9 protein-coding genes are annotated in these 14614 nt (G+C 58.7%); 7 read left to right on the forward strand and 2 right to left on the reverse strand.

Annotation, left to right across the window (positions count from 1 at the left end; genetic code table 11):
* Nucleotides 1-62 precede the first annotated feature (62 nt).
* The 6 genes from BUC26_RS00200 to BUC26_RS00235 all read left to right on the forward strand — a co-directional run bounded on the left by BUC26_RS00200 (nt 63) and on the right by BUC26_RS00235 (nt 7836).
* Complete coding sequence (locus tag BUC26_RS00200; RefSeq protein ID WP_073372822.1) at nt 63-2114, forward strand: methyl-accepting chemotaxis protein; 2052 nt, start codon at nt 63-65, stop codon at nt 2112-2114.
* A 116-nt stretch (nt 2115-2230) separates the two neighbouring features.
* On the forward strand, nt 2231-4183 hold the full coding sequence (locus BUC26_RS22580; RefSeq protein ID WP_244155744.1) for a chemotaxis protein CheA: 1953 nt from the start codon (nt 2231-2233) through the stop codon (nt 4181-4183).
* A gap of 75 nt (nt 4184-4258) precedes the next feature.
* Nucleotides 4259-4714: a chemotaxis protein CheW gene (locus BUC26_RS00220; RefSeq protein ID WP_073372823.1), complete on the forward strand. Its 456-nt coding sequence runs from the start codon at nt 4259-4261 to the stop codon at nt 4712-4714.
* Between the two features lie 2 nt (nt 4715-4716).
* Entirely contained in the window at nt 4717-5112 is a 396-nt protein-coding gene (locus BUC26_RS00225; protein WP_073372824.1) for a response regulator, read from the forward strand.
* 54 nt (nt 5113-5166) lie between these two features.
* A complete protein-coding gene (locus tag BUC26_RS00230; RefSeq protein WP_073372825.1) occupies nt 5167-6960 on the forward strand; it encodes an MEDS domain-containing protein in 1794 nt (597 codons plus the stop codon).
* 177 nt (nt 6961-7137) lie between these two features.
* Complete coding sequence (locus tag BUC26_RS00235; RefSeq protein ID WP_073372826.1) at nt 7138-7836, forward strand: PilZ domain-containing protein; 699 nt, start codon at nt 7138-7140, stop codon at nt 7834-7836.
* 31 nt (nt 7837-7867) lie between these two features.
* Here BUC26_RS00235 and BUC26_RS00240 read toward each other — a convergent pair whose 3' ends face one another.
* Both BUC26_RS00240 and BUC26_RS00245 read right to left on the reverse strand, forming a co-directional pair.
* Entirely contained in the window at nt 7868-10486 is a 2619-nt protein-coding gene (locus BUC26_RS00240; protein WP_073372827.1) for a PAS domain S-box protein, read from the reverse strand.
* Nucleotides 10487-10584: 98 nt separating this feature from the next.
* Nucleotides 10585-13323 (reverse strand): CheR family methyltransferase, encoded by a 2739-nt coding sequence (locus tag BUC26_RS00245; RefSeq protein ID WP_073372828.1) that lies wholly within the window; start codon nt 13321-13323, stop codon nt 10585-10587.
* 343 nt (nt 13324-13666) lie between these two features.
* Between BUC26_RS00245 and BUC26_RS00250 the strand changes: the two genes are divergently transcribed.
* A complete protein-coding gene (locus tag BUC26_RS00250) occupies nt 13667-14608 on the forward strand; it encodes an epoxyqueuosine reductase (RefSeq protein ID WP_208609664.1) in 942 nt (313 codons plus the stop codon).
* Nucleotides 14609-14614: the final 6 nt, after the last annotated feature.

Below are 14614 nucleotides of genomic sequence, written 5' to 3' on the forward strand. Positions count from 1 at the left end.
GTCAAAAATATTTTAAATTTTCCACGGTGCAGCAATAACCCTCCTCGGCAAGGTGACGCACTATGAAAAACATCAATCTCGGCGTGAAATTGCTCGGCGGTTTTCTGCTCACCGCCCTGATCATCCTCGTGGTAGGCATCCTTTCCATCGTTCAGCAGGACAAGCTTGACCATGAAACTGAGCAGCTTGGCACGGAACAGCTGCCGGCGGTCGAGAATATTCTCACCGTCAAAAGCCAGACGGCCACCATCGCCGCTTCGATGCGTACCCTGCTCACCCCCTATGCCTCGAAAGAGCAGCTCGAGCTTTCCCACCAGCACCTGCTCGAGGCACGAAAGATCTATGCCGCGGCCAGGGATGAGTTCGCCGCCCTGCCGATCATGGGTGAGGTCAAGGCGGAATGGCAGGAGTTTTCCACCTCTATCAGCCAATGGGTCGGGGTCAACAACCAAGCGGCCGACATCTCCAAACAGCTGATTGCCATGGATATGACCAACCCCGACCAGATGAAGCTGCATATGTCCTCGTTTGAGCTGGCCCACAATGAGTTGCTTGTCAACACCGGGCAGCTAATGCTTCTCAACAGAGACTTTGACGGGGGCACCGATCATACGGCCTGCACTCTCGGTCGGTGGATTGCCAATATGGACACCACCAATCCGGAGATTATCGCCCTGGTAGAGCAAATAAAACCGGTTCATGCCGAACTGCACAATACTGTCGCTGAAATCAAAGAACTGGCCGGTCGCGATGACCATTACCAGGCCAAGGATCTCTACGAGAATAAGCTCCTTCCCGCCTCGCGGCAGGTTTTTGATTACATGCGCCAAATGTCGGAAGTAGCTGATGACGCGGCGGAAAAATTTGCCACCATGAGCACCCTGCTCCTCGAAAAAGGGGCGGCCCACCAGGCGAAAACCTTTGCCGCCATCGACCAGATGGTGCAGATCGCTGACAATGCCGCCCGTCAGACAGTTGAAGGTGCCCATGGTATTGCCTCCACCGGCCGTATGATCACCATAATCTGCTTGGTCGTCGGGGTGGTTTTGGCAATTTTCTCTGGTTTCCTGCTCACCCGGGGGATCACCGGTCCGGTGCAGAAAGTCATGCATTTTGTCGAGGTTCTGGCCGGTGGTGATTTCACCTCCAAGCTGGAGATCGACCAGGAAGACGAGATCGGCAAAATGGCCAAGGCACTCGGCAAGACGGTGGATGAACTCGGGGCGATGATCAAGCAGGTCGTTGCCGGCGTCAACACCCTCTCCTCGTCGTCCACTGAGCTCTCCGCCGTTTCCTCCCAGTTGTCGTCCAATGCCGAGAACGCCTCGGCCCGTTCGACCGGCGTCGCCTCGGCGGCCGAGGAAATGACCACCAACATGAGTTCGGTATCGGCAGCGATGGAACAATCGGCCAGCAACGTCGGCATGGTCGCCACCGCCACCGAGGAGATGTCCTCCACCGTCGGCGAGATCGCCCGGAACGCCGCCAAGGCTAAGGACATCTCGGAGCAGGCTGTCGACCAGTCGCAGAAGACCTCGGTGAAGATGAACGAACTCGGCCAGGCGGCCAACAAGATCGGCACCGTCACTGAGGCGATCACCGAAATCTCCGAGCAGACCAACCTGCTCGCCTTAAACGCCACCATCGAAGCGGCCCGAGCCGGCGAGGCCGGCAAAGGGTTTGCCGTCGTGGCCAACGAAATCAAGGAACTGGCCAAGCAGACCGCCGACGCCACCATTGACATCAAGAACCAGATCGAGGAAATGCAGCACACCACCGACGGGACGATCACCGATATCAAGAATATCACCGAGGTCATCAACGAGATCAACGAGATCATCACCACCATCGCCACCGCCGTCGAGCAGCAGTCGGCCGCCACCTCGGAAATCTCGGAAAACGTCGCCCAGGCCGCGGCCGGTATCGCCGAGGTCAACGAGAACGTCGCCCAAAGCTCCATCGCCATTGGCGATATTACCAGGGATATCGGTGAGATCAGCTCAACTTCCGAGGAGGTCAACCAGGGCAGTCACAACGTCAAGGAAAGCGCTATCGAACTCTCCCGGCTGGCCGAACAACTCGACGGTCTGGTACGCCGCTTCAAGGTTGCCTGAGCCGATCACACTGCCAGGATAACAGAGATAAGCAACGTCAAATGATGACGATGGGGGAGCCCCCCGCTCCCCCATCACTAGACAATGCACACCGGGCTGAACGCCGCGGAGACCCTATGATGAGCGACCAGAAATTCCAAGAACCCTTCGATCCGGCCAGAGAAGAATTGATCGACACTTCGGCCGTATTTTCCGGTGAGGAGTCGACCGGGGAAAAACCAACCGATGAAGAAAGCGGCGTCGACTCGGCCGGTCGGCAGACCTCGATCCGGGTCCATGTCAGCCTGCTCGACTCGCTGATGACGCTCGCCGGCGAACTGGTACTCAGCCGCAATCAATTGCTGCAGACGATCAGTTCTGGCGGCCTGAAAAGCGCCGAGGCGGTGGGTCAGCGCATCGACCTGATCACCTCCGAACTCCAGGAAGCGATCATGCTCACCCGGATGCAGCCGATCGGCAACGTCTTCGGGAAATTCCCCCGCATCGTCCGCGATCTCGCCGCACAGCTCGGCAAGCAGATCGATCTGTCGATTTTCGGCAAGGAGGTCGAACTGGACAAGACCATCATCGAGGCGATCGGCGATCCGCTCACCCATCTGGTGCGTAACGCCGTCGATCACGGCATCGAACCACCGGAGCTACGCCGGCAGCGAGAAAAACCGGAGGTCGGCAGCGTGGTGTTGCGCGCCTTCCATGAGGCGGGACAGGTGGTGATCGAGATCGAGGACGACGGCGCCGGCCTCGACAGCGAGCAGCTGGCAAGCCTGGCTCTGCGGCAGGGATTGGTCACTGCCGAACAGGTCCAGTCGATGTCGGACAAGGAGAAGATGAACCTGATCTTCCTGCCCGGCTTTTCCTCGGCCGATACGGTGACCGACGTTTCGGGTCGCGGCGTCGGTATGGACGTGGTCAAATCAAATTTTGACAAACTCGGCGGCCAGATCGACATTACCTCGGAAACGGGTAAAGGCACTGCGATTTCCATCAAACTGCCGCTGACCCTGGCCATCATACCCTGCCAGGTGATCTTGACCGAAGGGGAGCGTTATGCAATTCCCCAGGTAAACCTGGAAGAACTGTTGCGCATCCCGGCCCACTTGGTCAAAGAGCGCATCGAAATCGTCGGCAGTGCTGAAGTGGTGCGGCTTCGCGGCAAACTGCTGCCGCTGGTAAGACTGGCCGACGCACTCGGTGTCGAGCGCACCTATACCGACCCGGACGACGGCAGTGTCAAGATCGATCGCCGCCGGCGGATCGCCGACCGGCGCAGCAAACAATCACCGCTCACCACTGCACCAGCCGCTCCCGAGCAAGATGCAGATCAGCATGCACCACCGGTGCGACGCGAGTCGCCGGACAGGCGAATCGCCACGGACAGCGCCCTCAATATCGTCGTGGTCTCGGCCGGCCCGATCACCTACGGGCTGATCGTCGATCGACTGGAAGACTCCGAGGAAATCGTCATCAAACCGCTCGGCCGGCACCTGCAGCAGTGCCAAGGGTATGCCGGGGCAACCATCATGGGTGACGGGCGGATCGCATTGATCCTCGATGTGGCCAACCTGGCGACCATGGCCCACCTCAGCTCGGTCGATGGCAGCGACCGGGCGACCGAGGTTCAACAGGAGACCGAAAGCCAAATTGCCACTGCCGAAGACAGCCGGTCGGTACTGATCTTTCGCAACTCGGAAACGGAGCAATTCGGCATCCCGCTCGACCAGGTGGAGCGAATCGAAAAAATCAAGCGCAACGATATCGAGTATCTTGGCGCCAAACGGGTCATGCAGTACCGGGACGGCAGCCTGCATCTGATCTGCGTTGACGATATCGCCCAGGTACAGCCGCTGGCCGAGCGGGATGACCTGCTCGTCATCGTCTTTTCGTTCGGGACGCACAGTATCGGCCTACTGGCCTGCGGCCCGATCGACACCCGTGATATTGCCGCCCGCGCCGACGAGGAGACCTTGCGGCAACCGGGCATCGCCGGTTCGACAATCATCGGCGGCCAGACCACCCTGCTCGTCGATATCAACGAAATGGTCGGCCAGCTCTATCCCGAATGGTTCTGAAGAGGAACAGAATAGCGCCTCAGCGCCTCGGCTAAACCAGAGCAAACGAACCCCTGCCGCCACGGAGGATATACCATGGCCACAGCATCATCAACCGGTTCCCGACAATCAATCGAGCTTGCCACCTTTGCCATCGGCGAGGCATTGTGCGGCATGGATATCCTGCAGATCCAGGAGATCAACAAAATCATGCAGCGCACACCGGTACCACAGGCTCCCGACTATGTCCTCGGGGTACTGAACCTGCGCGGCAAAATCGTCACCATCATTGACCTGGCCAAAAAACTCGGCCTCGGAGAAACCGACTCAACCGACAACGCGCGCAATATCATCGTCAACTCCTTTGACGGCAGCGCCGGCTTTCTGGTCAGCCGCATCGGTGACGTGGTCGAGGTCGCGCTGGATAAGCAGGAAAAGCCGCCGGCCAACATGCGGGGCATCCAGGGAAAGTACTTTTCCGGGGTTTTCAAAACCGATTCCTTGTTGATCGGCATGCTCGATATCGACAAGGTCCTTCATCCAGACGAATAGCCATGAAAGAGCCGCCACGGAAGGCACGGGCAAAACGTATCCTGGTCATGGACGATGAAACAACGAATCGCAATCTGGTCTGTGACTTGGTCAGAATGCGCGGGCACCTCTGCTGCGAAGCGGCCGACGGCCGGGAAGCCACCGAACGGTTCCGGCAGGCCAGACAAAACGGTGCCCCCTTCGATCTGGTGTTCATGGATCTATCCATACCAGGTGGCATGGGAGGCGTTCAGGCAGTTCGGGAACTGCTGCAGATCGAGCCAACCGCCCACGTTATCGTGACCAGTGGCTCGGGCGCCGATCCGATCCTGACCGACTATGCCCATTACGGGTTTTGCGGTGCTCTCAATAAGCCGTTTCGAATCAGCGAACTCCATAACCTGATTGAACATTGTTAAAACAGCCGAGACGACACGGACCACCAGAAAGAACATCCCGCAATAAACCCACTCATGCACGAAACGAAAACCATCGAAGCCCTGAGAGCAGGCGATCATCTCTGCTGTATCTTCGAGTCCGAAGCGGAGCACCGCGCGCTGGTCACTCCGTACATCCGTAGCGGTCTGGAGAGAAACGAACGCGTTCTCTATATCGTCGATACCCGGACCACAGCGCAGATCCGCCGCTATCTCCAGCAAGACGGCATCGATCCGGAGCCATATTGTGCCTCCGGCCAATTGCTGATCTTGCCCGCGGAAGAGACCTATCTGCTGGGCGGCTCCTTCGATCCGGAGACAATGCTCACCCTGCTCCGGCAGGCAACACGGCAGGCAGTGGAAGACGGCTATGCCGCTCTGCGCATAACCGGAGAAATGACCTGGATGCTCAGAGGCGCACCGGGCTCGGAGGGGCTGATCGAGTATGAGGCGAAGCTGAATCGGATTATTCCGGGCAGCGCTGCGCTGGCCATCTGTCAGTATGATCGCCGCCGTTTTTCCCCGGATCTGCTCAACGCGGTTATCGACACCCATCCGTTTGTCGTTATCGGACCCGAGGTGATCGAAAATCCCTACTACATCCACCCGGATGTTTACCTATCCGAGCAGCGTCCGGCCCTGAAGCTCGAGAGTCGCCTGGAATCACTTCGGCAGCACCAGCTCTCCCGAGATCAATTAACGGACGCCTACCGCTATTCTCAAGAGACGTCTCTTCGTCTCGACGCCGCGCTCAAGGCCGCGCGCATCGGCCTGTGGGACTGGAATCTGACCGACGATACCCTGCACGTGACGCTGGAGTGGGAAGCTGAAAATGGCCGCGGGCTCTGCGAGGAAGTGCTTGATCTCTCCGACTGGCGAGCCCGTTTACATCCCGAAGATCTGGAACAGGCCAGAATCGTCAAGGACGAAGCAATCGCCGAAGGCAATGGCTCCTACGATCTCGAATATCGTCTGTTGGCTCCCGAAGGCAGCTATCACTGGTTTTTCGCCCGGGCATCGATCCATCACGACGAGGACGGTCAACCAACCCGAATCATCGGAGCGCACATCGACATCAGTCGGCACAAGGAAATGGAAGCCCGCTATCGACAGGCACGCAGGCTCGAAGCCCTCGGCCGTCTGGCCGGCGGGGTGGCGCACGAATACAACAATATGCTCGGGGTTATTATCGGCCAGGCGGAAATGGCGCTGGAAGACGCGAGCCCCGGCAACCCGCTGCGCTATCATCTCGAACAGATCATGACCGCCGCCACGCGGTCGGCGAACCTGACCGGTGAGATACTCGCGTTCGCCCAGCGGCAAACGGCAGCGAGCGAAACAATCGATCTTAACGATATCATCAACGGTCTGCTGCCGATGATGCGGCAACTGATCGGTGCGAGCGTCACCCTATCCTGGCGCCCCGGCGCTGCGCTATGGCCGATCGTCATCAACCCGGACCAGATCGGGCTGATTCTCTCCCATCTGTGCAGCAATGCCCGGGACGCCCTCGCCGGGGTCGGCTCGGTCGTCATCGAAACCGGCAACGAGGAAATTGACAGGAGCGCCTGCACCCATCGATCCGACGCGGTTCCCGGCGGCTACGTGGTGCTCTCGATCAACGATAATGGCCCGGGAATGGACCAGAATGTCCTGGAAATCGTCTTCGAGCCTTTTTTCACCACAAAGGAAGTCGGCCAGGGACCGGGGCTCGGCCTGCCCACGGTACACGGCATCGTCATGCAGAACGACGGCTTCATCGACGTGATCAGCACTCCCGGTGAGGGAATGACGTTTCGCCTCTATTTCCCGGCCCATCACCGGGAGTAAACCATCAGACGTAAAAGAGATGGCTGTACTGCACAAGCACCGATCACGACAGTGACAATAATCATTGAAACGATACTGCCGAACGTGGTTATGTAACCTCTGAAATTCTCGGCCCTCCTCAACCTTTCGGCACGCCCCGTTGCCGCGGGACAACTCAGAAAACCAGCGGAGACGCCGGTGAGCAACGGAACACAACGTCTCAAAGTCGATGCGGATATCGGCAAGAACCGTCTCTTTTTCACCGTCGCCGGCACCATTCAGCGGGGTGATCTGGACCGGCTCTACACCGACACCCGTTTTTGCGTCGCCGATCTTGCGCCTGGTTTTGACGTGATCACCGACCTGAGCCAGTGCCATCTCGGCCACCTGAGTGCTCTGCCGACCTTTCGCAAGATCATGCAATACCTCGTCGCCCACGGTGTACGCGATGTGGTGCGGATCATGAATCCGGACAAACTGATCCACCGGCAGATCGTTAACTACGCCGCCCGGGTCCCCGGCTACCAGACCATGTACGTCGCCAGTTACCAGGAAGCGGAGGCGGTGCTGGAGCAATCCCGGGAACGCAGTACCCTGCGCTTCCTGCTGCCGGAAACTACCATCACCCTGATGGTCGATGACCGGGAACAACCGGCGGGGTTGATCAATATTTCCGCCGGCGGTTGTGCCGTCCGCCCGGCAGCGAAGCTACCCGCCGATTGCCGGCTGACAACAAAGCTGTCGCTGTCCCGACGCGACGGGACGGTCGAGGAGTTCACGCTGCCGTCCCGGCTGATCAGGGAGATGGAAGATGGGGTGGCAATTGCCTTCGAAACGCTCGCCGATAATGACCGGGAACGGCTGAACACGTGCCTGGTGGAGGCCGTGCAACGCTGACACGCTGGCCTCCTGCTTGACCGGCCGCCACTTACCGCTCTTCTCCGTCGCAACTGCCCCCATCGGGACGAACATCGGCCACGGGCAGAAAGACCTTGAACACCGATCCTTTGTTAACGACCGAACGAACCGTGACGCCGCCGCCGTGCATGCGGACGATGCCGAGCACCAGCGGCAACCCCATGCCTCTTCCGGTGAACTTCTGAGTATAAAACGGATCGAAGATCCGCTCCAGGTTTTCGGCACTGATACCACAGCCGGTATCGAGCAGACGGATACAGGCGTGAGGGTTGTCAACGGGCTGCCAGTCCACCGGAAAACGATGATCACCGGCAATTTCGCCGGGAGAGACAACCGTCAGCGTCAATTCGATCGAACCGCCATTACTGCCCAACGCTTCGACCGCATTGGCAAAGAGGCTGTCGAGCAGCCGCCGGACCAGATCCCGGTCGGAGACCACCGGCACCGGTTGGTCCGGCAGACGTATAGTGAGTAGTACCTCCTCGGTCAGATTCTGCTTGCATGCCCGGCCATAGTCCTCCAGCAGCGGTACCAGATCGACAGGCGGAAAGGATCGCGCCGTCGAGCTCTGACCGAGATAGATCAGCATATTGGTGCCGAGTGCGGCCAATCGCCTGGCGGCATCATGGGCGGCACCCAGAACGTTTTTCAATCCCGTGTCGTGCTGTGGCAGATCGGCTAGGGCGACTTCGAGGTTGCCGAGGATAACGGTCAACATATTGTTGTAGTTATGCGCTACCGCGCCGGCCATTCGGCCGAGACTTTCGTTTTTATGCAGTTGCCGGTTGATGGTCTCCAGCTCGCTCTGTAATTCACGGCGGCGCAATCGACCCAGATAGGCAAGCAGGATCGGGGCGACCTGATCGGCCACACCTTCGAGCAGATCCAGATCCTCCTGGTCGTACCCCCCCTCTTTGTTGGCCAGGATGAAATGGCCGATCGCCTCGTCACGCTGAACAATCGGCACGGCCAGCACACTGTGCAGTTCAATGTGCCCGGCCGGCACCTGCAGCCCCTCGTTGGCCAGCAATGAACGGCGTTCGAGCAGCGCCCGTCCCCATACCCCGCCCCACTGAGCGTGCGGAAAAACAATGCTCTTCTCCTCCACCTGGCATTTCTCCCAGACATGACGGGTCATGGTCGGGCAGACGAGATCGCCGTTATCGTCGATATAACCGAACAACCCAATCGAGCTGGCGAAGGCCTCCAGCAGCAGGTTCAGCACATCGTGGAACAGATCGTCGTCCGACGCGGTCAGGAAAATAGTGGCAATCCGGTGGTTGAGTTCAAGGATCCGACGCGAGCGCTGCAATTCCTCCTGGGTCTGTTTTTCTGCATCGATATCGTCGATAAAGCCGAGATAGCGATCGTCATTTACCTTGACCGCGGAAACGGAGAACCAGCGCTCGCTGCCATCCTTACAGCGCAAACGGACCTCCCTCTGGACCTGCCCCTGCTCCTTTACCGTTTGAAAATGCGTGAGACCTGCTTCCCGGAACGACGGGGCCAGCATCTCACCAATCTCCATGGCAAGCAGCTCGCTCTCGGCATATCCGGTCAACGAGCAGGCGGCTGGATTAACCTGCTGATACTGGCCATGCCCATCGGAGACAAAGATGCCATACGGCGCATTGGCAATGTAGCTGCGAAAACGCTGCTCGCTCTCAACGATGGCATCTTCGGCCTTTTTTCGATCGGAAATGACCCGGAAAAATACGCTCAGACCGTCCTGGAAGGGAGCGACATTGACCTCATACCAACGGTCATGGGGAGCAAAAAAGGTCTCAAAGCTCCGTGCCCGTTTCTCGAGCAAAACCCTACGGTATTCCGTCTCGAAAACCGATGCGCACGCTTCCGGAAAGACCTCGAACAGACCGCGTCCGATTACCTGTTGCCGGTCGGCTCCGAGTACCTGCTCGGCAGCACTGTTCATGTAACGAATTTGTAAACCGCCGTCCAGCGAGAGAAAGCCGTCGGACATGCCGGCAAGGATCGCGTCCAGCTCCCGGCGGCGACCCTCGATTTCCTTCTCGATGAGCTTTCGCTGGTGGATATCGGTCACCGTCACCAGCAGACCGTCCCCGGGTGACTCGTCGGCAACGCTTCCTATCTCGCCGGAAAAGGCCCTGATACTGACAAACCGCGGGCCGCCCGGGCCGTCGAGACGGACATCGAGTTGCTTGTCGGCCGGATTCTTGCGAAACGAACGAAGCCGGGCCAGGAAGATCGAGCGATCTTCTGCCGCCAGATAACCGGCCAGCGGCGTTCCATCAACCGCCTCTACCGGATCGCCGACCATGCCGGCGAAGGTCTTGTTGGCCTTCCTGATCATGCCGGCAGTATCGATAACCACATAGCCGACCGGCGCATCGTGGTAGAGCCGCATGTAGCCCCGACGACTCTCCTCCAGCCGCTTCTGGGTCAGCTGCAACTCATCGTTTTGCAGCTCCAACTCGATCTGGTGGACATGCAGTTCTTGCAGCACCTCATGCAAATCGGCGCTTTGTGCCGGCGAAGCCGCACCGGCAAAATCATCGATCAACAATTCCGCCCGCCGGCGCAATTCGTCGCTCCGCATGGTGCGCGGCGTCGTTGTATCCGGTCTGTCCGTTGCCTGTTGCTGCTTCATTGCCTTCTTTTCTCCTGCCTCAATCATCACTACGGTGCAGAGCACCTCTCAGCGCTCCGCCAAACTGCTGCCAACCGGCGGCGAGGACCTCATGCATCCTACTCTTCCTGCTTAGCCGGCATCGACTGGCGGCCGTATTTTTTAAAACTGACGACCAGTCGATCGTCCGGAATGCGAAACGCGTGGACACGAAAATCGCCGGCCAATCGTTCATCCTGGTAGCTGACCCGATCCAGCACACAGGTCTCACCGGTTTTGACAACCTTCCTGAAACAATCGACGAAGTTATGCTGCTCAGACGCCGGCCAGATATCTTCAAAGCTGCTGCCAAGCCAGTCATCGACGGCAAAACCGACCAGGCGTTCCGCTTCCGGATTACCGCTTTCCAGGACGAAGCAGCCCGATTCATCGAGCCGATAAACAAGCAGCCCGACCGGGATATTTTCACTGATATCCTGGGCTACCAATTCACTGCGCCGCAAATCATTACGGACGGTGCGCAACTCGGTAATGTCGACAAAAGTCAAGACAACGCCGGAATAAGTCTCCGGGCCGATATGATAGGGCAGGATTCGGGTCAGATACCAGCGACCGTCGCTGGTCTCGACATGGACTTCCAGGGCCTCACTGGTTCTCTGCACCTGCTTGGCCGCCGCCAGCGGGTCAAAACCTGCCAAGCGGTGGGAAATATGGGTGAACGGCCTGCCGATATCTTTTTCGAGAATATTGAAGATTTTCGCAATTTCCGGCGAGTATTTGCGAATCTCGAGATTCTCATCGATGATCAAGGTACCGATACCCGAACTGGTCATCAGGTTGTCTACATCATTTGACAATTCCGTCAGCTCGATGATCTTCTTCTGATGTTCGGCATTGACCGTGTAAAGTTCCTCGTTGGTAGCCTGCAACTCCTCGATGGTCGCCTGCAGATTTTCCTGGCTGAACTGCAGTTCCTGCTCCAAGTCCCGAATCCGCTGCTGGGCATCCTCATTGAGATCGTAAACTTCAGCACCTTCCCGCGGTGGACTGCTTTCCCGACCGGTATCCTCGAGAAACACGGCCACCAACGGTTCCTGGTTCTTACGCTGTGGCAACAGGGTCAGGTGCATGCGCAGGGACTGTTTCTCGCCCCGGTGTTGGATCCGCACGTTCGAGTAGGAGATCTCCTCTCCGGTGCGAAAGACTTTCTGAATGCCCGTGGCCAGAGGAATCGCCAGCTCCCGGGCGGCCAGTTTGGTGATGTTGTATTCCGCCGGTCCGGATGGAACGGAAAAGCAGCCCTCGGTGTTGCCGACGATGTGAACGACTTCCAGCTGTTGTTCGTTGACGATCACCGACAGCGGCAGGTAACGTTCGACGGCCACGACCAGATACTGGCGCAGCAAGGCCAGCTCCCCGTCGCCGTCACGGTCTCGGCCTGAACGATAACCGCTAGCCGGCCGCTTGAAGTGATACCGCCCCGGGCCTTTGCCGGACACTTGCAGCTCGTCGTGCCGCAGCGATTGATTTCTGCCGCGTGATTCATAGATACGAAACCGCTGGTGCAGCGGTTTGAAATAGTCGGTCAGATCTCCGACCGTCTCACTGTTGCCGAGGAAAAGGCAGCCCTTGCGGTTGAGCGAGAAGTTGAACATCTCCAAGACCTTGGTCTGTAGCACCGGCTGCAGGTAGATGAGCAGATTGCGGCAGGACGCCAGGTCGATATTGGTGAAGGGCGGGTCGTTGATCAGGTTGTGTTGAGCAAAAACCACCATCTCGCGAATGGTCCGCGTCACCTGGTAGGAATCCTCACGGTGATAAAAATACTTGCCGAGGATCTTGGCTGTCAGGTCGGCGGCGATGCTCTCCGGGTAAATGCCGTTGCTGGCCCGCAGAATCGCGTCCCGGTCGATGTCGGTGGCAAAGATCTTCACGTCGCGGCTCACTTTGTGTTCGGCCATTACCTCACGGAACAGGATGGCCAGCGTATAGGCCTCCTCACCGCTGGAGCAACCGGCCACCCAGCAGCGTACTTCCCGGTTCTGGGCCCGCTCGACCAACCCCGGCAGGATAAGGGTGCGCAACTCTTCCATCGCCTCCGGGTCGCGAAAAAAACTGGTCGCCCCGATGAGCAGCTCGCGATACAGCGCCATTACCTCGCCGGGATAATGCTGCAGGTAGCGCGCGTAATCATCGAAGTTGTTGATCTGGTTGATCGACATCCGCCGCTCGATGCGCCGGCTGATGGTACTCGGCTTGTAAAAGGTGAAATCGACCTTGGTCTTGGCGCGCAGTTCGGCAAAAAGCCGGGTCAATGCATCGGCATCCTCGAGCAGCGCATCGGCCGGTTTCTCTCCGGAAATATAGGGATGGGCGATATAAGCCAGCAATTCCTGGGGCATCCGGTCCGGCGGCAGGATAAAGTCGGCGGTGCCGGTGGAGATTGCCGCCCGCGGCATGCCGTCGAACTTGGCGGTCTGCTCATCCTGGACCATGACCATGCCGTTATGTTCCTTGATCGCCCACACCCCCCGGGCACCGTCACTGCCGGTGCCGGACAGGATAATGGCGATAGCCCTTTTACCCTGATCTTCGGCAAGCAATTGCAGAAAGATATCGATGGGCAGGCTGATCCCCTCGTGATCCGAGCGATCCTTGAGCAGCAGTTTGCCGTGGAAAATGATCAAGTTCTTCTTCGGCGGAATCAGGTAGACATTACCGGGCCTGACCTCCATACCGTCCTCGGCGCGGTTGACTTTCATCTCCGTTCTCTTGGACAGCAGCTCGACCATCAGGCTCTTGTAGTCGGGCGACAGATGCTGCACGACGATAAAGGCCAGGTTGCTGCGCGCCGGCATGTTGGTGCAAAAAAACTCTCGATAGCCTCCAGCCCTCCGGCAGAGGCGCCGATACCGACGTAGTGAGTCGGCAGTTGCTGTGAACTGTCCGTTATCGTGGCACCCTTTCTTAAAACCGGCGTTCGGGCCGGCAACCATGGGCATGAAAAAAACATGAATATCTCGAGAGGACCAATGTCAACAGCCGCCCCCCGACGGTGCTCCATCACTTCACGACAGTCTGCCAGAAATCGGCCGAAAAGAAAAGCTGATGATCGACAATATTCAGGAAAGATTCCCACAATGGAGTGAACGCGGACTTGTTTTCCTGCGTCAAACAGGATAAATCTTGCATGACAGGGGCGTGACCGCACAATGCGGATGGTACCTCGACCAAATTGAACACTCTACCCCGACACCGATGAAACCGGCACCCTCTCTCCATGATCGCCTGCTCGCTGAGATTTCCGCCTTTATCCGCTCTACCGACAACTCGCTGGCAAATGATGCCGGTGATCCGGCCTTTGCCGAACCGCTGGTCGGCTTCGCCCGTGGAGACGACCCGATCTTCGCACGATACAAAGACGTCGTCGGCCCCTTTCACTGGACGCCGCTGGAAGCCTTTCGTGAGGCATTTCCGGACCGGACGATCGAGGCCGACGAGATCACCGTGATCTCCTGGATCCTGCCGCATACCGAACGTACAAAACACGACAACCGGCGGGAAACACTCTATCCGTCAGAATCATGGGCCCGGGCCCGTTTTTTTGGTGAGACCGTTAACGACGCCCTACGCCGCCGGGTGGTCGATTTTTTCCTCGGCGAAACCATCGCGGCACTGGCGCCGGTCCTGCTGCCGACCTGGTCGAGGAAGGATTCGGACCGCTTCGTCTGGGCCTCGACCTGGTCGGAGCGTCACCAGGCCTATGCCGCCGGGCTCGGCACCTTCGGCCTGTGTGACGGGCTCATTACCCCGAAGGGCAAAGCCATGCGGGTCGGGGCGGTGGTAGCGGCCACCGCCGACCTGCCGGTATCGCCTCGGCCCTACGACGATCATCATGCCTATTGCCTCTTTTATTCGACCGGCACCTGTCGTGCCTGTATCGAGCGCTGCCCGGTCGGCGCCATCTCCGAGCAGGGTCATGACAAACGGCTCTGCCGGGACCACGTCCATCGCACCGCCAACGCCCACGTCAAGGAGCAGTACGGCTTCGACGGCTATGGCTGCGGCCTCTGCCAGACCGGGGTCCCCTGCGAATCCGGCATCCCCGTTGCTAAACAGGCCGGGGCGAAACACCCGTCGTGACCACCT

This window comes from Desulfofustis glycolicus DSM 9705 (genome assembly GCF_900130015.1).
In the GTDB taxonomy this organism is placed as follows: Bacteria; Desulfobacterota; Desulfobulbia; order Desulfobulbales; family Desulfocapsaceae; genus Desulfofustis; species Desulfofustis glycolicus.

Coding starts and splice junctions, on each gene's coding strand:
- BUC26_RS00200 (WP_073372822.1), top strand. CDS start 63: ATGAAAAACATCAATCTCGGCGTGAAATTGCTCGGCGGTTTTCTGCTC.
- BUC26_RS22580 (WP_244155744.1), top strand. CDS start 2,231: ATGATGAGCGACCAGAAATTCCAAGAACCCTTCGATCCGGCCAGAGAA.
- BUC26_RS00220 (WP_073372823.1), top strand. CDS start 4,259: ATGGCCACAGCATCATCAACCGGTTCCCGACAATCAATCGAGCTTGCC.
- BUC26_RS00225 (WP_073372824.1), top strand. CDS start 4,717: ATGAAAGAGCCGCCACGGAAGGCACGGGCAAAACGTATCCTGGTCATG.
- BUC26_RS00230 (WP_073372825.1), top strand. CDS start 5,167: ATGCACGAAACGAAAACCATCGAAGCCCTGAGAGCAGGCGATCATCTC.
- BUC26_RS00240 (WP_073372827.1), bottom strand. CDS start 10,486: ATGAAGCAGCAACAGGCAACGGACAGACCGGATACAACGACGCCGCGC.
- BUC26_RS00245 (WP_073372828.1), bottom strand. CDS start 13,323: ATGCCGGCGCGCAGCAACCTGGCCTTTATCGTCGTGCAGCATCTGTCG.